Below are 20,306 nucleotides of genomic sequence, written 5' to 3' on the forward strand. Positions count from 1 at the left end.
ATCAGGCCTTTCCTGCTGAGCGACCCGCCACAAAGCGGATGCGATAGTGAATGAGCGTGTCGCAAGCGAGCACGAAAAACAGGATCATGCCCTGAAACACGCGCGCTGACTTTTCGGAGATACCGATGGCAACCTGTGCCGCCTCGCCGCCAAGGTATGAAAGTGCCAGTACAAAACCGGCTGCAATCGCACCAATCGGATTGAGCCTTCCAAGGAAGGCAACGATAATCGCCGTAAAGCCATATCCGGGTGAGATGACAGGGCGTAGCTGGCCAATGGCACCGGAGGTTTCGGCGATACCTGCAAGACCAGCCAGTGCGCCTGAAACTGCAAAGACGAAGAAGACCAGCTTACCACGGCTGAAGCCTGCAAAGCGCCCTGCCCGTGGGCTTTGGCCGATAACCTTGACCTCAAAGCCTTTCAGCGTCTTGGCGAGCAGAAACCAGACCAGCACCGCAGCAACAATGGCAAAGATGAAGCCCCAATGGGCACGGCCCGATGCACTCCAGATTTCAGGCAGCACCGCACTTGGATTAAACTGCCGGGTTTCCGGAAAATTATAGCCTTCCGGATTGCGCCATGGACCACGTACCAACCAGTCGAGGAACAATTGCGCGACATAAACCAGCATCAGGCTGGTAAGAATTTCATTGGTGTTGAAGCGAACTTTCAGAAGCGCCGGGATGGAGGCATAGGCAGCTCCACCCGCCATGCCCATCAGCATCATCAAAGGCAATACGATCCACATCTGCAGATCGGGGAACATCACCGGCAGGATCGAACCGGTAATTGCGCCAATAATGAACTGGCCTTCAGCGCCGATATTCCAGTTGTTGGACTGAAAACAGACGCAAAGACCAATAGCGATCAGAATAAGCGGTGTGGCCTTAACCAGAAGCTCATGCCACGACCATACGTCAAACAGAGGTTCGACAAAGAAGACATAAAGCGCATGAAGCGGGTCTTTGCCCATCAACGCAAAGGCAATACCACCAAAAACAAGCGTAAGCGCCAAGGCCAGCAACGGCGAAACGGCGCTAAAGATTTTTGAAGGCTGCGGACGTTTTACGAGTTCAATACGCATCACGCTGCCCCCGCCTGATCCGAGCCGGAAACGCCGCCCATCAGAAGGCCAATCTTTTCCAGCATTACGTCTGCGATAGGCATTGGATCGGAAAGCGCGCCATGGTTCATCACGGCAATACGATCACTGATTTCGAGCAGTTCATCCAAATCCTGACTAATCACAAGCACGGCTGAACCCGAGCGGGCGAGATCAACCAGAGCCTGCCGGATATGCGCCGCAGCGCCTGCATCCACGCCCCATGTCGGCTGATTGACGACCATTACAGAGGGAGAACGGTCCAGCTCGCGTCCGATGATGAACTTCTGCAGATTACCGCCCGACAAGGCCGAAGCTGGCGGATTTTCCGCACTCTTGCGTACATCCATTGTATCGATGATGCGCTTTGCAGCCGAGCGCAGCGCGCTTTCGGCAATAAGTTTCAACTTGCCGCCGCGCATGAAGGCCTTCGCATCGGTCTTATAGCGCGAAAGAAAAAGATTGTCGGTCAGCGTCAGCGCTGGAACCGCGCCATGTCCAAGGCGCTCTTCCGGCACAAAAGCTGCGCCCATCATGCGGCGCTCACTAATGTCAAGTTTGCCAGCATCCGTGCCACGAATGCGTACCGCCGAGGGCGTAGATTGCAGAACCTCGCCCGAAATGGCTTCAAAGAACTCGCCCTGCCCATTACCGGCAACGCCAGCAATACCAACAACTTCACCGGCTTTAATGCTGAGCGAAATGTCTTTCAGTGCAGTCGAAAACGGGCCGCGCGGAGCTTGAGACAGGTTTTTGATTTCAAAAAGTGGCGCTGCCTGTGCTTCTAAAGCTGCCATCGGGCTGCGTGCTACGACCTTGATGTCATTGCCGACCATCATGCGGGCCAGCGATGCAGCCGTTTCCTGCCTCGGATCACAATGCGCGACGACTTTGCCGTGACGCAGCACAGTGGCGCGGTCGCAAAGCCGTTTCACCTCTTCGAGGCGATGACTGATATAAAGGATCGACTTGCCTTCCGCCTTCAAACGCTCCAGCGTTTCAAACAGGCGGTCAGCTTCCTGCGGTGTGAGAACCGATGTCGGCTCGTCAAGAATGATGAGGTCTGGTTCCTGCAAAAGGCAGCGCACAATTTCGATACGCTGGCGTTCACCGACCGAGAGGTCACCGACATGGGCTTGCGGATCAATCGGAAGACCGTAAGCCTGCCCCACATCGCGCGCACGTTTGGCGACTTCGGAAAGGGACAGCGAACCATCGAGCGACAGCGCAATATTTTCGGCAGCAGTGAGCGAGTCAAACAGCGAGAAATGCTGGAAAACCATGCCGATGCCAAGTTTTCTTGCCGTAGCTGGTTCGTTGATCGTTACCGGCTGACCTTTCCAGACGATCTCGCCCTCCAGAGGCTGGAGCGCGCCGAACAGCATTTTCACGAATGTGGATTTGCCAGCACCGTTTTCACCCAAAAGGGCGTGTATTTCCCCAGCTTCGATGACGAGATCTACCGCATCGCACGCTCTGAGTTGACCAAATACTTTAGTGAGCCGGCGGACATCCAAAAGAGGCCGGTCGGATAAAGGCGCTGACATTGTTCCCCAAGGTTATTTTTGAACGACCTTATCCAGCAAGTTCGTTCTTGAAAAGCCAAAAAGAAAACGGCGGAGGACATATGCACACCGCCGATTCATTTCACGCAATTTATGATCCAAAAAGCCTCGCAACTTTTCGGGATCGTGCTCACAGCTTCTATATTACGGAAGCAGAATACTCGCACCCGTCGTCTTGCGCGCTTCGAGGTCTTCATGCGCTTTACGCACATCTTTTAGCGCATAGGTCTGGTTGATTTCTATCTTCACTGCACCACTTGCGACGACATCGAACAACTCGTTCGCCGTCTTTTCGAGTTCAGCTCGCTTTGCAACGTAATTAAACAGCGTTGGGCGGGTCGCAAAGAGCGAACCCTTCTGAGCGAGAAGATTGAGATCAAACGGAGGAATAACGCCGGATGACTGGCCGAAGCAGGCAAACATGCCCAGCGGCTTCAGAACATCGAGCGAACCCATATAGGTGTCGCGACCCACGGAATCATAGACAACATTTACGCCCTCGCCGCCGGTCAATTCCTTCACACGTTCAACGAAGTTTTCAGTGCGGTAATTGATGACATGGTCATACCCATGGGCTTTGGCCAGAGCGATCTTCTCTTCCGATCCGGCTGTACCGATAACGGTTGCACCTAGATGCTTCGCCCATTGACCGGCAATAAGCCCGACGCCACCTGCTGCCGCATGAAACAGGATCGTGTGTCCCGGCTTCACAACAAAGGTCTGACGCAGAAGATATTGCGCCGTCATGCCCTTGAGCATCATGGCAGCAGCGGTTTTCAGTTCGATGCTGTCAGGTACTTTAACAAGCCTGTCGGCAGGCAAAATGCGCTCTTCGGCATAGGAGCCGGGCGTCGCTGCATAGGCAACCCGATCACCAACTTTGAGGTTTTCGACGCCAGAGCCGACAGCAACGACAATGCCCGCACCCTCGTTGCCGGGCGTAAACGGCATCTGCGCTGCCTTATAAAGCCCAGTGCGGAAATAAACGTCGATGAAGTTCAGCCCAATGGCCTCATGGCGCACCTTGGCTTCACCTGCTCCCGGCTCACCGATCTCGATCTGTTCATATTGCAGGACTTCCGGACCGCCGGTCTGGTGAACCCGAATAGCGTTGATCATGGTTTCCTCAGCCTCTCTTCTTCGCTTCTGCAGCCTGTTCAGCCGCTATAACAGCAGCAGTTCGTCCGAGATTAGGGAAGAACTGCATGATTGCGCCGATGAAGTAGATATAAAGACCGGTCACTGTGATGCCGACGCGCACCCAGAGCGGCGCATCGAGCGTATAGTAAAGACCTGCAGCGCCAAAGGCACACCACAGTAAAAAGATCGTCAGATTGAGCGGGCGCAGACGCACCACACGCACCGGATGCAGGAAGCTGATTGGCAGGAAGGAAAGGATCGCCGACAGAACCACAATGGCGAAGGCTTCCCATTCTCCGGGCCGGACAATGAAGAGCGTAAACACCACCATATTCCAGACGACCGGGAAGCCTTTGAAGAAGTTCTCCTTCGTCTTCATGCCGGTGTCGGCATAGTAAATCGCGCTCGAAACCACAATAATCGCACCGGATATGAACGACAGGTTCGTCCCCATGAAACCGCTTTGATAAAGCGCAAAGGCCGGTATCAACACATAGGTCACATAGTCGATAATGTTGTCGAGCAACTCGCCCGACCAGTTCGGCAGTACATATTTGACTTCGAGCTTGCGCGCGATTGGTCCATCGATGCCATCAACGAACAATGCAAGACCAAGCCACCACCACATCGCGGTGTAGCGGCCATCACTTGCAGCCACGATTGACAGAAACGCCAGAAACGAACCGGACGCGGTGAGCAGATGAACAGAAAATGCCTTCGCCTGTGGCGCAGTCACTTTCTTGGCTTTGAGTTTTCCGGTCAGTTTGCTTTTCACGCCGTTTGCCATTTCTCTTGATCGCCGCCTTCAATCTTCCAACAAGGCGTGAAGCGGCAGATAAGACCTCCAACGCGAAAGATCGGTGGAAGCCATGCTGTTGCACAAAGCTTTCCCCGAATAAGGCGAAAAGAGCAAGTAAGTCGTGAGACAAAACCGCCCTCATTCCACCAAAGATTGGGTTTTAGCTTATGCAACAATGGCCTTTGACCGCCATTTGCGGTTAAGTGGCAACAAATACGATGCGATAAGAATCGCTTTGGGCCGGAAGTTTCTGGCCAGGGATAGAGCACTATGAATGACGTGGTTGTAGAAAAGCCCCTCACCGAAATCACAATCAGTGGCGGTGGCCCTGCCGGAATGATGGCCGCATTGGCCCTAAGCGCCAAAGGTTATCGCACGGCATTGCTCGGTCCGGAAACCGACAGAAACGACCGCCGCACCACAGCGCTGATGATGCCTGCTATCCGCTTTCTTGAAGAAATCGGCGTCTGGGGCGATATCGCGCCTGAAGCTGCTCCTCTTGCTTCAATGCGTATTGTCGATGCTACTCAGCGTCTGATCCGCAGCCCTGCCGTAACATTCCGCGCAGGCGAAATCGATGAAACAGCCTTTGGCTACAACATCCCCAATGCAGCGTTGAACCAGAAGCTTGCGGAAGCGGTTGAAAACAACCCTGCAATTAAACGCATCACGCAGCCTGCAATCGAATATCGCAACAATGGCGATCACGTCACCATAACACTTGCAGGCGGCGATACGCTGCATACCCGTCTTGTCGTAGCAGCTGATGGACGCAATTCCGCTGCACGCGAAGCTGCTGGTATTCGCACACGTCGCTGGAGCTATCCGCAGACGGCCGTGGTGCTTTCTTTTGCGCATGAAGTCGAACACGAGAACATCTCGACCGAATTTCATACAGAAGAAGGCCCGTTCACACAGGTTCCACTTAAGGGAAAACGTTCGAGTCTCGTCTGGGTGGTGAATCCCGGCCGTGCCGAAATGCTGCTCGCATTGGATGACGTGGCCCTCGCTCAGCGCATCGAAGACATGATGCAATCAATGCTTGGCAAGGTGACGATTGATATCCGTCCGCAAGCGTGGCCGCTATCGGGAATGGTGCCGCTTTCATTTGCATCAAAGCGCACCATTTTAATCGGTGAAGCAGCGCATGTGTTCCCGCCTATCGGCGCGCAGGGGCTTAATCTCGGTACACGCGACGTCGAAACACTGATCAAGGCCATTGCAAGCGATCCATCGGACCCCGGTTCGGACCGTGTGATCCGCGCTTATGATCGTGGTCGTCGTCCAGATATTCTGGCCCGCACAGGTTCTGTGGATGCACTCAACCGTTCGCTGCTCTCGCCTATGCTGCCAGCACAGATTGCACGCGGCGTTGGTCTGGAAATGCTGCGCTCTTTTGCGCCGCTCCGCGCATTCTTTATGCGTGAAGGCTTGCGCCCTGGCAGCGGCTTTTCTCAGCTGTTGCCGCGGCTTCCGAAACTCCCTAATCGCGGGAAAAGCGCGACAAAATAATAAATCGCCTCAATAACCGAACCTGAAACCTCCCGCAGCTTTAATTCAGCGCGCGGTGAACTACATATGTCTCATGGGTATGACACAGATAACGCACGCTAAGTTTCAGATCGGACAGGTGGTCAAGCATCGACTGTTTCCTTTCCGAGGGATCATTTTTGATGTCGATCCGGAATTTGCGAACACCGAGGAATGGTATGAGTCCATCCCTGAAGAGACCCGGCCGCGCCGCGATCAGCCGTTCTATCATTTGCTGGCGGAAAACTCGGAGTCCGAATATGTGGCCTATGTCTCTGAGCAAAACCTCGTACCGGATCTGAGCGATGAGCCGCTGCGTCATCCGCAGATCAGTGAAATGTTCGACAAGCTTGATAACGGGTCGTACCGCGTGAAGCTGCACGCCAATTAAATAAAATTGGGTATTTACTCGGATCACTTAATCAAATGCTCAAACAAAAAGGGCGCTAAAAAGCGCCCTTTTCGATTCATTGCAATAGAGCAGCTTAGTTAGCTGCGCCCTTTGCCTTGGCCTGTTCAGCCTTCATCTTTTCTTCGAATTCCTTCTGGCGCTTTGCAACAGCGTCCTGAAGTTCCTTCTGGCGTTCTTCGAGTTCAGACTGCTTGAGGCCCGGGCCGGTAAGGGCTGCCGAGAAGCCGGTCAGAGCAACTGGAATCGGGTTCTGCTTGTTCTGGTAGTTGACCGAAGTCAGCGTAACCTTCGTGCCTTTTTTCAGCGCATTGATCAGATCGTCTGAAAGCGGAGCTTCAGCAATGCAGCGATCCGGGAAGCAAATGCCATACTCAAGCTTGGTTGGCTTGGCATTGTCGATCTGCAGACCGACACCAGCAGGGATCAGGCGGCCGATTGGAACAGTGACCTGAAAAATCTTACGATTGATCTTGCCCTTGATCTCAATGAGGTTAACTGCGGTCAGCAACTGGCCGGAGTCTGCAGTGATAATGTTCTGCGTGTTGCAGATGTCATTGTCTTCCTGCTTCGAGCAAACCTTGAACCAACCCTGAGGCGGCTGCTGTGCAGCTGCAGGCATCGTCGCGGAGGCAAGCAGGGCGAACGCGCCAGCAAATGCGGATGCGGCAGCGATTGTCTTCGTGCTGGTCATGATCAACAGGTTCCTTTCAACGCTATGATCTTCCGTCTCTGGTTGAGTCAGCGATAGACCGTCACTGATTAGAAAATGCGGCAACAGCGTGACCTTTGGGAATTAACATCCCATTCCGGGCGTCGTGTTACAACGACTTCTGATATGAATCCAGATGGTCGAAGCCTTTCAACCAGCAAAATACGTCATATTTTTTGTTTTAATCTGCACTGTCGCGCGTCAGACACGCTGTTAATCCGCACAAACTCAAGGTTCATGCTAATTTCGCCACACGAATCGATACTAAGATTTCACACTTATTTACAATGAACCTATTAAGTTGAACGAGGACGCGAGAAAGTTGACTGGATTGTTTGCTCTTTTCCGCAACACAGCTTTAGCCAGCCTTATCGGCATTTGCGCCAGCATCGCTCCAGCGAAGGCCGAAAATGGTGCAGCGCCAGACTACGCACTTTCAATGCATGGCGACGTGGCACTGCCTGCTGATTTCACCAGCTTTCCATATGCCAATCCCGACGCCCCAAAAGGCGGCGCGCTGCGTATGGGTGTTGTCGGCACGTTTGACAGCCTTAATCCGTTCGTTCTCAAAAGTATGCGTACAACCGCGCGCGCGCTTTTCAGCGATGCCGATTTCGGGAATCTGGTCTACGAAACGCTGATGCAGCGTTCACGCGATGAACCTTTCACGCTTTACGGATTGCTGGCAGAGAAGGTCGCGATCGACCCGGAACGCAAATGGGTCGAATTCACGCTCAATCCAAAAGCAAAATGGTCTGACGGTGAACCTGTAACAGTTGAGGATGTCATCTTCACCTACGATATTCTCACGGAAAAAGGCCGTCCGCCTTACAACAATCGAATGAGCCGGATCGAGAAAATCGAAAAGACCGGCGAGCGCTCCGTGCGCTTTGTCTTCAATGACAAATCGGATCGCGAGTTTCCGATGCTGATTGCCGGAACGATGCCGGTGCTGCCCAAGCACGCAATCGATCCGGTGACATTCGGCAACTCGACACTCAAGCCTCCAGTGGGAAGCGGCCCTTACACCGTCTCCGGCGTTCAGCCCGGCCAGCGCATCACCTATAAACGCAACCCGGATTACTGGGGCAAGGATCTGCCAGTTCAGCATGGGCTGAATAACTTCGACACGATCTCAATTGAGTATTATCGCAACGAGACATCGCTGTTTGAGTCCTTCAAGAAGGGCATTCTCGACGTATTCATCGATGCCAACCCGACACGCTGGGAAAAATCCTACGACTTCCCGGCGGTCAAGGAAGGCAAAGTCGTTAAAGAAAACTTCGAGAAGGGAACGCCAGCAAATATGCTTGGCTTCGTCTTCAACACACGCCGTCCAGTGTTCGAAAATCGTCGCGTCAGACAGGCACTCGGGCTTCTGTTCGATTTCGAATGGGCCAATCGAAATCTCTTTGCTGATCAGTATGAACGTCTGCAAAGTTTCTGGGAAGGCTCAGATCTGTCATCGGTAGGTAAAGCTGCTGATGCGCGCGAGAGGGAGCTTCTCGCCGCTTTCCCTGATGCTGTTCGCAAGGATGTGTTGGAAGGAACGTGGCATCCATCGACCACCGACGGCACCGGTCATGATCGCGGCCCTGCCAAGGAAGCTTATGAACTGCTGATAGATGCCGGCTTCTCGTTTGAGCATGGCAAGGCGATTGATCCATCTGGCAAGCTATTCCAGTTTGAAATCATGACACGTTCGGCTGATGAGGAAAAGGTAGCACTGGCCTATAAGCGCAACCTCGCCCGCCTCGGAATCGATGCCGAAATTCGCACCGCTGATGACGCACAGTATCAGCAGCGTTTGCAGACATTCGACTACGACATGATCCTCGGTGCCCTCACGGGCTCGCTATCACCAGGCAACGAGCAATGGATGCGCTGGGGCTCTGCATCACGCGATGCACAAGGCAGCTTCAACTATCCCGGCGTATCCGATCCGGCAGTCGATGCGATGATCGAAGCGATGCTTGCGGCGCGGGAACGCGATGATTTTGTGAGTGCAGTGCGTGCGCTAGACCGTATTCTCATCTCCGGTGATTATTACATCCCGCTCTATTACCTGCCTTATCAGTGGGTGGCACGCTGGGATCGGATCGGACATCCGGAGAAAACATCGCTTTACGGCTATCAGTTGCCAACCTGGTGGCAGGCGAGCAAATAGACTGAGTTGATCGCGTCGTAATTCACCCTACATTTTCGATCTATAAAGATAAGCAAGCGGGAGAATAATCCTCCTGCTTGCCGAACGGAGCACCTTATGACCACAAGAAAAATCACCATCGACGTTGTGTCTGATGTCGTTTGTCCATGGTGCTTCCTCGGCCGCAAAAGGCTGGAACAGGCACTCGAATTGACGCCGGAAGTTGACGCGGAAGTTCGCTGGCGTCCTTATCAGCTCGACCCTTCTCTGCCTTCGCAGGGCAAGGATCGTCAGGCCTATATGCGCGAAAAATTCGGTACTGGCTCGAAAATTGACGACATTCACAAGCAGCTAACTGAGCTTGGCGAAGAGAACGATATTGTCTTCGATTTTGAAGCCATTACGCGCGCGCCCAATACGCTTGATGCTCACCGGCTGATCCATTGGGCTGCACAGGCCGGACCCGGCCTTCAGGACAAGCTGGTTGGCCGACTGTTCTCGCTCTATTTCGAGCAGGGACAGGATATTGGCGACCATGAAGTGTTGGTTGATGCTGCAGCAAGCGTTGGTATGGAAGCGCCTATCGTTGCCCGCCTTTTGCAAAGCGAAGCCGACAAGGCCACGATCCGCGAAGAAATCGACACTGCAAACCGCATCGGCGTGCGCGGCGTTCCGTGCTTCATCATCGACCAGAAATATGCCGTCATGGGTGCGCAATCAGCCTCCGCGCTCGCTGATGCTATTCAGCAGACAGCGGAAGGTTTTGAGCCTGGCATTTCCGAAGATCGCTGATAACCGAATAAGTAACGAAAAAGCCCGCGCATTCTCTCGGATGCGCGGGCTTTTTCTTTAAATATCAAGCAAATGTTTACATGCTTTCGTCGGATACGCGAACCAGCGTCCAGCACGGCTTTTTGGCAAATTCAAATTCCATATATTCGCCATTGTCGGTGCCTTTGATTACGACAATCTTATTGCCGTTTTCAGCGTCTTTGTATTCAGCCTGTTTCTTTCTTCCGGCCAGCGTTTCCACATCTGGCATCACCGGCCATTCAACATCAGCGAGCGGAACTTCGGTGCTGACCTTCTTTGGCTCCGGATCGGCTTCCATATCCAAGCTCTCAAAGATGACGGTCTTTGCGGTATTGGCTTCCTGAATCGAAATATCATGGCTGAAAGTCTTGACGAAATGCTCAATCGTCTCAACCTTGCAATTCGGCGTAGACAAAGCGAAAGCCGATTGAGAAACAAATAGGTGTGCTGCAGCAGCGCAGGAAACGCGCAAAGCATTCTTTAGCATCAAAGTTCACTCCGTTTTAAACTTCAGAGCCGGGGAATGGCACTGAACCCTCAGTGTTTAATAGCTAACTATTTAACTGCCGGTAGCAATCTTGGCCAGCTGAGTCATGATGACAGCCGAGCCATTAAGACGCTTTTCGGGCGTAGCCCAATCACGAATGAAAACAATGCTCTGATCTGGTCTGATCTTGGCCATGGAGCCCTGCTCGCCGATCATCTTCACCAGCCCAACAGGGTTGTTGAAAGTTGCATTGCGGAACTGGATAACCACACCCTTCGGACCGGCATCGAGCTTCTCGACATTGGCGCGGCGGCAGAGTGCCTTGATGTAAACGATCTTGAGCAGATGCTGCACTTCTTCCGGCATTGGTCCGAAACGGTCGATCAGTTCTGCGCCGAATGCATCGATTTCCTGCGGTTCTTCAAGGTCTGCAAGACGACGATACAGGCCAAGGCGCAATTGCAGATCCGGCACATAGGCCTCCGGAATCATCACAGCTGTACCGATTGCAATCTGCGGCGACCACTGGCTGTCTTCGACTTCAATGGTGCCCTTGAGCGTTGCAACCGCTTCTTCCAGCATCTGCTGATAAAGCTCGAAGCCCACTTCCTTGATGTGACCGGATTGTTCTTCGCCAAGCAGATTGCCTGCCCCGCGAATATCCATGTCATGGCTTGCAAGCTGGAAGCCCGCGCCAAGTGTGTCGAGCGATTGCAGAACCTTGAGGCGGCGCTCGGCAGTCTGCGTCAGCGTGCGACCGGCAGGCAGTGTGAACAGCGCGAAAGCACGCTGCTTGGAGCGGCCAACACGTCCCCGCAACTGGTAGAGCTGCGATAATCCAAACATATCGGCGCGATGCACGATCATCGTATTGGCCGTCGGAATATCAAGGCCTGATTCCACGATGGTCGTCGACAGCAGCACATCATATTGCCCGTCATAGAAGGCATTCATGATGTCGTCGAGCATACCCGGTGCCATCTGGCCATGTGCGACACCGACTTTGACTTCCGGCACATGTTCTCTGAGAAACTGCTCTATATCGGCCAGATCGGCCACACGGGGGCAGACATAGAAGCTCTGGCCACCACGATAACGTTCACGCAGCAATGTTTCCCGGATCACCAGCGGATCAAACGGTGATACGAAGGTACGCACGGCCATACGATCGACTGGCGGCGTCGTAATCAGTGAAAGCTCGCGCACGCCTGTCAAAGCCAGCTGCAATGTGCGCGGAATCGGCGTTGCGGAAAGCGTCAGGACGTGAACGTCCGACTTCAGTTCCTTGAGCCGCTCCTTGTGCTTCACACCGAAATGCTGCTCTTCGTCAATGATAAGCAAGCCGAGATTTCTGATCTTGATAGAGTTGCCCAACAGTGCGTGGGTGCCAACCACAATATCAACGGTCCCGTCTTCAAGACCCTTCTTCGTAGCGGCCAGCTCTTTGGTACCGACAAGACGCGATGCATGCGCGACATTGACTGGCAGACCATGGAAGCGCGTCGAGAAAGTCTTGAAATGCTGGCGCGACAGAAGCGTGGTCGGTACAACGACAGCTACCTGAAAGCCGCTCAAAGCTGCAACGAACGCCGCGCGAAGCGCCACTTCCGTCTTGCCGAAACCAACGTCACCGCAGATGAGGCGATCCATTGGCTTGCCTGCACCGAGATCGTCCGTGATGGCATCAATGGCGCGCAGCTGATCTTCGGTTTCATCATAAGGGAAACGCGCTGCGAATTCTGCGTAAAGGCCTTCTGGCGGCTGCATGACTGGCGCGCCACGCATCTGTCGTTCGGCTGCGATCTGGATCAGATGTCCGGCAATCTCAAGCAGGCGCTTCTTGAGCTTGGCTTTGCGCATCTGCCATGCGCCGCCGCCAAGCTTATCAAGAACTGCTTCCGATCCTTCCGACCCGAAGCGAGAGAGCAGCTCGATATTTTCAACTGGCAGGAACAGCCGATCATCGCCCGCATAGTGAATTTCAAGACAATCATGCGGCGCACCTGCAGCCGTAATCGTCTTAAGACCAACGAAACGACCAATACCGTGATCGACGTGAACGACGATATCCCCAGCCGAAAGCGAAGCCGCTTCCGAAATGAAATCCTGATCGCGCTTGCGGCGTTTAGAACGGCGTACAAGGCGATCGCCCAGAATATCCTGTTCGGCGACGACAACGAGATCGCCTGCATCGAAGCCGCTTTCAACAGCCAGAACCGCGGCCGTGATCTTGTCACGCGACAGCGCCTTGACGGTGGAAAGGCGATCCACCGTCTCGATCTTTTCAAGGCCGTGCTCGTCCAACACCTGCAAGAGACGGTCGAGCGAACCTTCCGACCATGCGGCCACCAGCACTTTTTTGCCAGCCACGCGCAGATCGGCGATATATTTCACCGCCGCTTCAAACAGGTTCACATCGGTCGCAGCGCGCTCTTCCGCAAAACTGCGACCTTTATGAACGTCAGCATGAACAACCGTGCGGCCTGAGACTTCCGGTGTGCCGAACGGTGTCAGATCAATGCGCAGACCACTCATTTCTGCAATTGCTTCAACTTCGCGGGGCGTCAGATAAAGCGCTTCCGGCTTAACCGGCTTATAGGGCACGGCATCGCTGCCCGGCTCTTTCCCTTCGGACTGCCGCAAACGCGACTCAAAATGATCGACGACCATCGTATGACGCTCGGTCAGCGCTTCATGTACCAGATGATCGAACACCACCGGCATGTCGCCCGTATGGTCAAATACGGTTTCGAGATTGTCGTAGAACAGCGGCAGCCAGTGTTCCATACCGGCAAAGCGACGCCCTTCGCTGATCGCCTGATAAAGCGCATCATCACGCTGTGGTGCACCAAACATCGCCACGTAATTCTTGCGGAAACGGCTGATCATATCCGGCGAGAGCGAAATTTCGCTCATAGGCTGAAGCACGAATTCCTTGCGCGCGCCTGTGGTGCGCTGCGATGCCGGATCGAACGCGCGGATTGTTTCGAGCGTGTCGCCAAAGAAATCGAGCCGCAGCGGTTCTTCTGAACCCGGCGCATAAAGATCAAGAATGCCACCGCGCACAGCATATTCGCCAATGTCACGCACGGTCGAGACACGCTCGAAACCGTTACGCTCAAGCCGCGCACTCAGATCATTCATATTGAGCTGATTACCGGGGCGTGCGGAAATCACCTGCTCGGCGATTGCGGCCTGCGGTGGCAGCTTTTGCAGAATGGCATTGGCAGTGGTGATAATGACAGCTGGATGCCGCGTTTTCTTGAGCGATGCCAAGGCAGCGAGTGCCGCAAGCCTGCGCGCCGATGCATCGGCCCCCGGCGACACACGATCATATGGCAGACAGTCCCATGCTGGCAGATGCAGCACAGGAAGATCGGGCGAAACAAAGTTCAGCACCTGTTCCAGATCAGCAATGCGCTGTCCATCGCGCACAATATACAAGACAGGCCCGCGTTCTCCGATCTCTTCGACCAGACGCGCAAGACAAAAAGCCTCGAAACCATCGGCTACGCCGTCGATAACGATATGCTTGCCATTTTTAACGCTTGGGCCGGTTTTAAGACCAAATTTGCTGAATACGGGCATGGGGATTTATTCTCAGAATTCTATGCGGTCGCGGAAAGCGATGATGTCTCGGAATAAAGGCGTATCATATTCCTGTGGTGTTTCGCTTTCGCCTGTCACCCACTTCAAAAGATCTCGGTCGAGCACCTCAAGAATTTGCTCAAACTCATCCAACTGTGCATCGGTGAAGTCTGGAAGATATTGATCGGCATACTGGCCGAGGATCAGATCCATCTCGCGCATACCGCGATGCCAGGCGCGGAACAGAAGCTTGCGACGCCTTACATCAAGATTCCCTGCCGCAAGTGTGCTGCCAGTCATTGTTTAAGCGCTCCATTAACAAATATGTTGCCGGTATATAGCATCTGTTGGCGATGAGGGAACCAGTTTCCTCAATAAGAACAAAAATAGTACAAAACTATTTCAAAGGCTTGCACAGAAAAGCAAAGCAGTTAATGCTCCCCGCCATGCGTCCGTCTGTGCTTGATCCGTTTTTCGCTTCCGTCCGCTCCCTTTCCGGCATTGGCCCGAAAGTGGCAGCTTTGCTTGGCAAACTTTTAGGCACAGATGTGCCCGGAGCCGAGCCAAAAGTTGGCCAGCTTCTTTTCCTGCCGCCTCACAGTGTGATCGACCGGCGCAATCGTCCCGGCGTTGCATTTGCGCAGGAAGGCGCGATTGTCACGCTTGAGGTGATGGTCGATCAGCACCAGCCAGCACCGCGCGGACGCGGCAATGTCCCACATCGCGTGATTGCGCATGATGATACTGGCGAAATCATCCTCACATTCTTCCATGCGCAATTGCCTTGGCTTGAAAAGATGCTGCCCGAAGGCGAAACTGTAATCGTTTCTGGCAAGGTCGAATGGTTCAACGGGCGTGCCTCGATGGTACATCCGGATTATATCGCAAGCCTTGAAGATGCAGCCAATCTGCCCATGGTCGAACCCGTCTATCCGCTGACGGCTGGGCTTTCTTCCAAAACGCTTGGCCGCGCCATGAAAGAAGCTCTGACACGCGTGCCGGTGCTGCCCGAGTGGATTGACGGGCCGCTGATTGCGCGTGAGCGTTTCACCGCTTTCAAAGACGCACTCAACACGATGCATCTGCCGGAAGACCCCAGCGATATTGCGCTTGAAAGCATCACCCGGCGCAGGTTGGCTTATGATGAGTTTCTGGCGGGACAGCTGGCGCTGGCTCTCGTGCGTGCCAAAACACGCCGCCTTTCAGGGCGTCCGCTGGAAGGCAATGGCCGCATCGTTGCTGAAATCATGCGCCACCTCCCCTATAAACTGACCGGGAGCCAGGATCAGGCGGTTCGCGAAATCATCACCGATCTTAAATCGCCTGAGCGTATGCTTCGCCTGCTACAAGGCGATGTCGGTTCGGGTAAGACGGTTGTGGGCCTTTTATCGATGGCACACGCTGCGGAATCTGGCGGTCAGTCTGCCCTGATGGCGCCTACAGAAGTGCTGGCACGGCAGCATTTTGCAACCATTGCACCTCTGGCAGAAAAGGTTGGCCTGAAAGCCGCTCTTCTTACAGGCCGCGAAAAAGGCAAGGAACGCAATGCTGTGCTTGAGGGCCTGAAAAGCGGCGAAGTCGATATTGTCATCGGCACCCATGCGCTTTTTCAGGAGAAGGTTGAGTATCATGATCTCGTCTTCGTCATCATCGACGAGCAGCATCGTTTCGGCGTGCATCAGCGTCTGATGCTGACAGCAAAGGGCAGCGCGCCCGATATGCTTGTGATGACGGCAACGCCTATTCCACGCACGCTGGTTCTGACCGCATTTGGCGATATGGATGTGTCCAAACTCACCGAAAAGCCCGCCGGACGCCAGCCGATTACCACTGCCATTCTGCCCATGGAACGCATGGGAGAACTTGTCGAGCGTATTCGGAAGGCCGTTCACGAAGGGCAGAAGATCTATTGGATTTGCCCACTCGTTGAAGAATCCGAAGTCGTAGAGCTGACTTCCGCCGAAGAACGCTTTGAATCGCTCAAATCTGTTTTTGGCAACAAGATCGGCCTCATCCATGGTCGCATGAATGGTGCTGAAAAAGACGAAGCCATGCGCGCTTTCAAGCAGGGCGAAACACGGCTGCTCGTCGCCACCACCGTCATTGAGGTTGGCGTCGACGTGCCGGATGCAACGATCATCGTCATCGAACATGCGGAACGTTTCGGCCTATCACAATTGCACCAGCTGCGCGGGCGCGTCGGACGTGGCGACAAACCATCCACCTGTCTTCTGCTTTATAAAGGCCCGCTTGGTGAAGTCGGACAGGCGCGTCTCAAGGTGATGCGTGAAACGGAAGACGGTTTCCGCATCGCCGAAGAAGACCTGAAGCTGCGCGGTGAAGGCGAGCTGCTTGGCACCCGCCAATCCGGTACACCAGGCTTCCGCCTTGCTTCGATTGAGGCACACGGAGACCTGCTGGAAATCGCCCGCAAAGATGCCCGTTATGTGTTGACCAGCGACCCCGACCTTGAAAGCGAACGCGGAAAGGCACTGCGCGTTATGCTCTATCTTTTCGGTCGCGATGAGGCCATTCGTCTGCTACGCGCAGGATAAAGCATGTCGCGGAAAAGTGGGAACCGGTTTTCCGATAACGACATGCACGAAAGTAAAGACGAAAATGGCCGCATCGCTGCGGCCATTTCTATTTATCTGTCAAAATTTCCAGATAAGCGATTGTTTTAATTTATTCTACCGTCACTGACTTTGCGAGATTACGCGGCTGATCAACGTCTGTACCCATTAGAATTGCGGTGTGGTAAGCGAGCATCTGGATCGGCAGGGCATAGACCAACGGCGTGATAAACTCAGGCACATCCGGCAGAACGATGGTCGCCATCGTATCAAGGCTCGCTGCCGCAGCACCCTTCTTATCGGTGATGAGAATGATGCGACCGCCGCGTGCTGCCACTTCCTGCATGTTGGAAACGGTCTTCTCATAAAGACGATCCGACGGTGCAATGACAATAACCGGCATGGTCTCATCGATGAGCGCAATCGGGCCGTGCTTGAGTTCGCCAGCCGCATAGCCTTCGGCGTGAATGTAGGAGATTTCCTTGAGCTTCAGCGCGCCTTCCATTGCTAGCGGGAAGGATGTTCCGCGGCCGAGATAAAGCACATGATTAACCTTGGCCAGCTCATGGCAGACGGCAGCAATCTGGTCTTCAAGCTTGAGAACCTGATTAAGGAAGCGCGGAGCTTCCGAAAGCTGACGCACCAGCTCCTGCTCGCGCTTGTCATCAATCGCACCGCGTGCTTTAGCAGCAGCAATAGCAAGTGATGCCATGGTCGACAGCTGGCAGGTGAAAGCCTTGGTCGATGCAACACCGATTTCAGGACCGGCAAGCGTCGGGAACACAGCATCCGATTCACGCGCAATGGTCGAGCCAGTGACATTGACCACGGAGGCGATTTTCAGGCCCTGTGACTTACAATAACGAAGCGAAGCAAGCGTATCTGCCGTTTCACCAGACTGCGAAACAAACATAGCGAGCGAATCTTTTGAGAGCGGTATTTCGCGATAGCGGAATTCCGAAGCGATATCGCTGTCGACTGGCAAACGTGCGATCTGCTCAAACCAGTACTTACCCACCGAAGCTGCGTAGAAAGCCGTACCGCAAGCAGAGATCGTCAGACGATCAATCTTGCTGAAATCTATGCTGACTGCTTCCGGACGCACCTTGCCGGTAGTGAAATCGAGATAATTGGCGAGCGTGTGCGAAATCACTTCCGGCTGCTCGAACATCTCTTTTTGCATGAAGTGGCGATGATTGCCCTTCGAGACCAGCATATTGGCAGTCTGCGATTTCTGAATCGCGCGCTCAACCTCTACATTGTTTTCATCATAGACGGTCACGCCCTTGCGGGTCAGCACAGCCCAGTCGCCATCTTCGAGATAAGCAATCGTATCCGTGAACGGCGAGAGCGCGATAGCGTCGGAGCCGAGGAACATTTCACCTTCGCCATAGCCAACAGCCAGTGGCGGTCCCTGACGGGCACCAATCAGAGTTTCTTCATCGCCTTCAAACAGGAAAGCGAGGGCAAAAGCACCCTGCAGCTGCGGCAGGCAATCGCGCACGGCCTCTACCGGCGACTTGCCCTTTTCCAGCTCACGCGTCACGAGATGCGCGACAGCTTCGGTGTCGGTTTCTGTCTCGAACTTGTAGCCTTCAGCTGCAAGCATGGCGCGCAGTTCGGCAAAGTTTTCGATAATGCCGTTATGAACAACGGCGAGACGTGGCGTGATGTGTGGATGCGCATTGCGCTCAACAGGCTTGCCGTGGGTCGCCCAGCGAGTGTGGCCAATGCCGATAACGCCCGGAAGCGGCTCACCTGCAAGGCGTTTTTCCAGATTGACCAGCTTGCCTTCCGCACGGCGACGATCAAGCTTGCCATCTAGCAGCGTAGCAATACCGGCAGAATCGTAACCACGATATTCAAGTCGCTTCAGCGCATCGACCAGACGCGGTGCGACTTCGTCATTGCCGATAATGCCGATAATTCCACACATAGGGTGCTCCAGATCCGAGATTCACGCATTCAATTGCGATTTAAAGATTCTAACGCTGAACGGCAACCCAAAGGACTGCCGTTTCAATCATCTGTTGGTGGTTTATTTCGAAGAGGTTTTAGCCGCTTTGATGGCAGCATACTTCTCTCGCAGGATCTTTCCCCGACCTTCTTTGGTTTCCTGTCGCGCACGACCGAAAGCCAGAGCATCCGCAGGCACATCATCCGTGATCGTGCTGCCGGATGCGATATAGGCATTATCACCAATCGATACGGGCGCAACAAGCGAGCTGTTGGAGCCAACAAATGCGTTTTCGCCGATCACGGTCTTGTATTTGTTATAGCCGTCGTAATTGCAGGTGATCGTGCCTGCGCCGATATTGCTCGACGCTCCAACGGTTGCATCGCCAATATAGGTCAGGTGGTTGATCTTGGCGCCCTTGCCGACCTGCGCATTCTTCACTTCGCAGAAATTACCCACTTTAGATTTTTCACCAAGATTTGCACCTGGACGCAAACGCGCAAACGGTCCGATCTCAGCACTCACGCCGATCTTCGCACCTTCAATATGTGAGAAAGCATGGATCAGCGCGCCCGAAGCCACATGCACGCCCTGCCCGAAGAAGACATTTGGCTCAATCACAACGTCAGCTTCGACCAGCGTATCATGCGAGAAGAACACGGTTTCAGGCGCAATCAGCGTCACACCGGCAAGCATCATTTCCTGACGCTTGCGGTTCTGCCAGATGTTTTCAGCTTCTGCGAGTTCAGCGCGATTGTTGATGCCGATCACATTATCGACCGGCACTTCAATCGCTACGACATTCAGGCCCTTGCCATGAGCAAGGCCGACAATGTCGGTGAGATAATATTCGCCCTTGGCGTTCTTGTTATCAACCGCATCGAGAAGAGCAAGTGCGTGGCTTCCACGAACGGCCATAAGTCCGCCATTGCAGAAACCGATTTTCTTCTGCGCTTCGCTCGCTTCTTTTTCCTCGATGATTGCGGTGAGCTTGCCACCTTCTTCGATCAGGCGACCGTAGCCATGCGGGCTCGCGGGACGGAAACCGATAACGACAACATCAGCACCCTCTGAAAGCTTGTTGCGCGCAGTTTGCAACGAATGCGCTTCGATAAGCGGTGTATCGCCAAAGACGATCAGCAGATCATCATAGCCGCGTTCAATCGCTGCACGCGCAGCCAAAACTGCGTGCGCCGTACCAAGACGTTCTTTCTGCTCAAAAGCAGAAACAGCATCGGCAACTTTTTCGACAGCGCCGCGCACGTCATCAGCACCACGTCCGACGACCAGCGCAACGTCGCTCTTACCGGTTCCCTGCACGGCTTTGACCACATGAGAGACCAGCGGCAGGCCTGCTACCTGATGCAGAACTTTTGGCAAATTCGACTTCATGCGTGTGCCTTCGCCAGCGGCAAGCACGATGGAAAGGCAGGTACGGTCTGTCATTGTTTCGTCCAGAATGATTGAAGGCTTCTCTGCTCAATA

General features: G+C 54.0%; 15 protein-coding genes. 5 read left to right on the top strand and 10 right to left on the bottom strand.

From position 1 onward, the window contains the following. Window position 1: 1 nt before the first annotated feature. The 4 genes from ABWV94_RS13360 to pcsA all read right to left on the bottom strand — a co-directional run bounded on the left by ABWV94_RS13360 (window position 2) and on the right by pcsA (window position 4,594). Window positions 2-1,084 carry an ABC transporter permease gene (locus tag ABWV94_RS13360; RefSeq protein WP_079212988.1) on the bottom strand — a complete coding sequence of 361 codons (1,083 nt, stop codon included), beginning with the start codon at window positions 1,082-1,084 and terminating at the stop codon, window positions 2-4. Beyond that, window positions 1,084-2,649, bottom strand: coding sequence for an ABC transporter ATP-binding protein (locus tag ABWV94_RS13365; RefSeq protein WP_353413879.1), 1,566 nt, complete (start codon window positions 2,647-2,649; stop codon window positions 1,084-1,086). Before ABWV94_RS13365 ends, ABWV94_RS13360 begins: the two co-directional genes overlap by 1 nt. Window positions 2,650-2,811: 162 nt before the next feature. Next, the gene (locus tag ABWV94_RS13370; RefSeq protein ID WP_105519476.1) at window positions 2,812-3,786 is read right to left on the bottom strand and encodes a quinone oxidoreductase family protein; all 975 of its coding nucleotides are present in this window, start codon (window positions 3,784-3,786) and stop codon (window positions 2,812-2,814) included. A 7-nt stretch (window positions 3,787-3,793) separates the two neighbouring features. After that, a complete protein-coding gene (pcsA, locus tag ABWV94_RS13375) occupies window positions 3,794-4,594 on the bottom strand; it encodes a phosphatidylcholine synthase (protein WP_007878870.1) in 801 nt (266 codons plus the stop codon). Window positions 4,595-4,876: 282 nt separating this feature from the next. Between pcsA and ABWV94_RS13380 the strand changes: the two genes are divergently transcribed. Further along, the gene (locus ABWV94_RS13380) at window positions 4,877-6,118 is read left to right on the top strand and encodes a UbiH/UbiF family hydroxylase (RefSeq protein WP_113497860.1); all 1,242 of its coding nucleotides are present in this window, start codon (window positions 4,877-4,879) and stop codon (window positions 6,116-6,118) included. 73 nt (window positions 6,119-6,191) lie between these two features. Continuing rightward, window positions 6,192-6,527 carry a heat shock protein HspQ gene (gene hspQ, locus ABWV94_RS13385; protein ID WP_064321615.1) on the top strand — a complete coding sequence of 112 codons (336 nt, stop codon included), beginning with the start codon at window positions 6,192-6,194 and terminating at the stop codon, window positions 6,525-6,527. Window positions 6,528-6,621: 94 nt separating this feature from the next. Here the strand turns inward: hspQ and ABWV94_RS13390 are convergent, their stop codons facing one another. Beyond that, complete coding sequence (locus ABWV94_RS13390) at window positions 6,622-7,239, bottom strand: invasion associated locus B family protein (RefSeq protein WP_007878867.1); 618 nt, start codon at window positions 7,237-7,239, stop codon at window positions 6,622-6,624. A gap of 457 nt (window positions 7,240-7,696) precedes the next feature. Between ABWV94_RS13390 and ABWV94_RS13395 the strand changes: the two genes are divergently transcribed. After that, complete coding sequence (locus ABWV94_RS13395) at window positions 7,697-9,424, top strand: extracellular solute-binding protein (RefSeq protein ID WP_353414094.1); 1,728 nt, start codon at window positions 7,697-7,699, stop codon at window positions 9,422-9,424. A 96-nt stretch (window positions 9,425-9,520) separates the two neighbouring features. Further along, a complete protein-coding gene (locus ABWV94_RS13400; protein ID WP_113497861.1) occupies window positions 9,521-10,195 on the top strand; it encodes a DsbA family oxidoreductase in 675 nt (224 codons plus the stop codon). Between the two features lie 76 nt (window positions 10,196-10,271). Here the strand turns inward: ABWV94_RS13400 and ABWV94_RS13405 are convergent, their stop codons facing one another. The 3 genes from ABWV94_RS13405 to ABWV94_RS13415 all read right to left on the bottom strand — a co-directional run bounded on the left by ABWV94_RS13405 (window position 10,272) and on the right by ABWV94_RS13415 (window position 14,591). Then, complete coding sequence (locus ABWV94_RS13405; RefSeq protein WP_113497862.1) at window positions 10,272-10,703, bottom strand: hypothetical protein; 432 nt, start codon at window positions 10,701-10,703, stop codon at window positions 10,272-10,274. Between the two features lie 72 nt (window positions 10,704-10,775). Continuing rightward, window positions 10,776-14,291: a transcription-repair coupling factor gene (gene mfd / locus ABWV94_RS13410; RefSeq protein ID WP_353413882.1), complete on the bottom strand. Its 3,516-nt coding sequence runs from the start codon at window positions 14,289-14,291 to the stop codon at window positions 10,776-10,778. A gap of 12 nt (window positions 14,292-14,303) precedes the next feature. Then, a complete protein-coding gene (locus tag ABWV94_RS13415; RefSeq protein WP_064321612.1) occupies window positions 14,304-14,591 on the bottom strand; it encodes an FAD assembly factor SdhE in 288 nt (95 codons plus the stop codon). A 134-nt stretch (window positions 14,592-14,725) separates the two neighbouring features. Here ABWV94_RS13415 and recG point away from each other — a divergent pair, with 134 nt between their 5' ends. After that, entirely contained in the window at window positions 14,726-16,846 is a 2,121-nt protein-coding gene (recG, locus tag ABWV94_RS13420) for an ATP-dependent DNA helicase RecG (protein WP_353413884.1), read from the top strand. A 130-nt stretch (window positions 16,847-16,976) separates the two neighbouring features. Here recG and glmS read toward each other — a convergent pair whose 3' ends face one another. Then, window positions 16,977-18,800, bottom strand: a complete 1,824-nt coding sequence (gene glmS / locus ABWV94_RS13425) for a glutamine--fructose-6-phosphate transaminase (isomerizing) (RefSeq protein ID WP_113497866.1) — start codon at window positions 18,798-18,800, stop codon at window positions 16,977-16,979. Window positions 18,801-18,902: 102 nt separating this feature from the next. Next, window positions 18,903-20,267, bottom strand: coding sequence for a bifunctional UDP-N-acetylglucosamine diphosphorylase/glucosamine-1-phosphate N-acetyltransferase GlmU (glmU, locus tag ABWV94_RS13430; RefSeq protein WP_113497868.1), 1,365 nt, complete (start codon window positions 20,265-20,267; stop codon window positions 18,903-18,905). Between the last annotated feature and the right edge of the window lie 39 nt (window positions 20,268-20,306).

The organism is Brucella sp. NBRC 12953 (assembly GCF_040369775.1).
GTDB classification, from domain to species: domain Bacteria; phylum Pseudomonadota; class Alphaproteobacteria; order Rhizobiales; family Rhizobiaceae; genus Brucella; species Brucella pseudogrignonensis.

Excerpts from the sequence above, each read along its gene's own strand:
- ABWV94_RS13360 (WP_079212988.1), bottom strand. The coding sequence starts at position 1,084 with ATGCGTATTGAACTCGTAAAACGTCCGCAGCCTTCAAAAATCTTTAGC.
- ABWV94_RS13365 (WP_353413879.1), bottom strand. The coding sequence starts at position 2,649 with ATGTCAGCGCCTTTATCCGACCGGCCTCTTTTGGATGTCCGCCGGCTC.
- ABWV94_RS13370 (WP_105519476.1), bottom strand. The coding sequence starts at position 3,786 with ATGATCAACGCTATTCGGGTTCACCAGACCGGCGGTCCGGAAGTCCTG.
- pcsA (WP_007878870.1), bottom strand. The coding sequence starts at position 4,594 with ATGGCAAACGGCGTGAAAAGCAAACTGACCGGAAAACTCAAAGCCAAG.
- ABWV94_RS13380 (WP_113497860.1), top strand. The coding sequence starts at position 4,877 with ATGAATGACGTGGTTGTAGAAAAGCCCCTCACCGAAATCACAATCAGT.
- hspQ (WP_064321615.1), top strand. The coding sequence starts at position 6,192 with ATGGGTATGACACAGATAACGCACGCTAAGTTTCAGATCGGACAGGTG.
- ABWV94_RS13390 (WP_007878867.1), bottom strand. The coding sequence starts at position 7,239 with ATGACCAGCACGAAGACAATCGCTGCCGCATCCGCATTTGCTGGCGCG.
- ABWV94_RS13395 (WP_353414094.1), top strand. The coding sequence starts at position 7,697 with ATGCATGGCGACGTGGCACTGCCTGCTGATTTCACCAGCTTTCCATAT.
- ABWV94_RS13400 (WP_113497861.1), top strand. The coding sequence starts at position 9,521 with ATGACCACAAGAAAAATCACCATCGACGTTGTGTCTGATGTCGTTTGT.
- ABWV94_RS13405 (WP_113497862.1), bottom strand. The coding sequence starts at position 10,703 with ATGCTAAAGAATGCTTTGCGCGTTTCCTGCGCTGCTGCAGCACACCTA.
- mfd (WP_353413882.1), bottom strand. The coding sequence starts at position 14,291 with ATGCCCGTATTCAGCAAATTTGGTCTTAAAACCGGCCCAAGCGTTAAA.
- ABWV94_RS13415 (WP_064321612.1), bottom strand. The coding sequence starts at position 14,591 with ATGACTGGCAGCACACTTGCGGCAGGGAATCTTGATGTAAGGCGTCGC.
- recG (WP_353413884.1), top strand. The coding sequence starts at position 14,726 with ATGCTCCCCGCCATGCGTCCGTCTGTGCTTGATCCGTTTTTCGCTTCC.
- glmS (WP_113497866.1), bottom strand. The coding sequence starts at position 18,800 with ATGTGTGGAATTATCGGCATTATCGGCAATGACGAAGTCGCACCGCGT.
- glmU (WP_113497868.1), bottom strand. The coding sequence starts at position 20,267 with ATGACAGACCGTACCTGCCTTTCCATCGTGCTTGCCGCTGGCGAAGGC.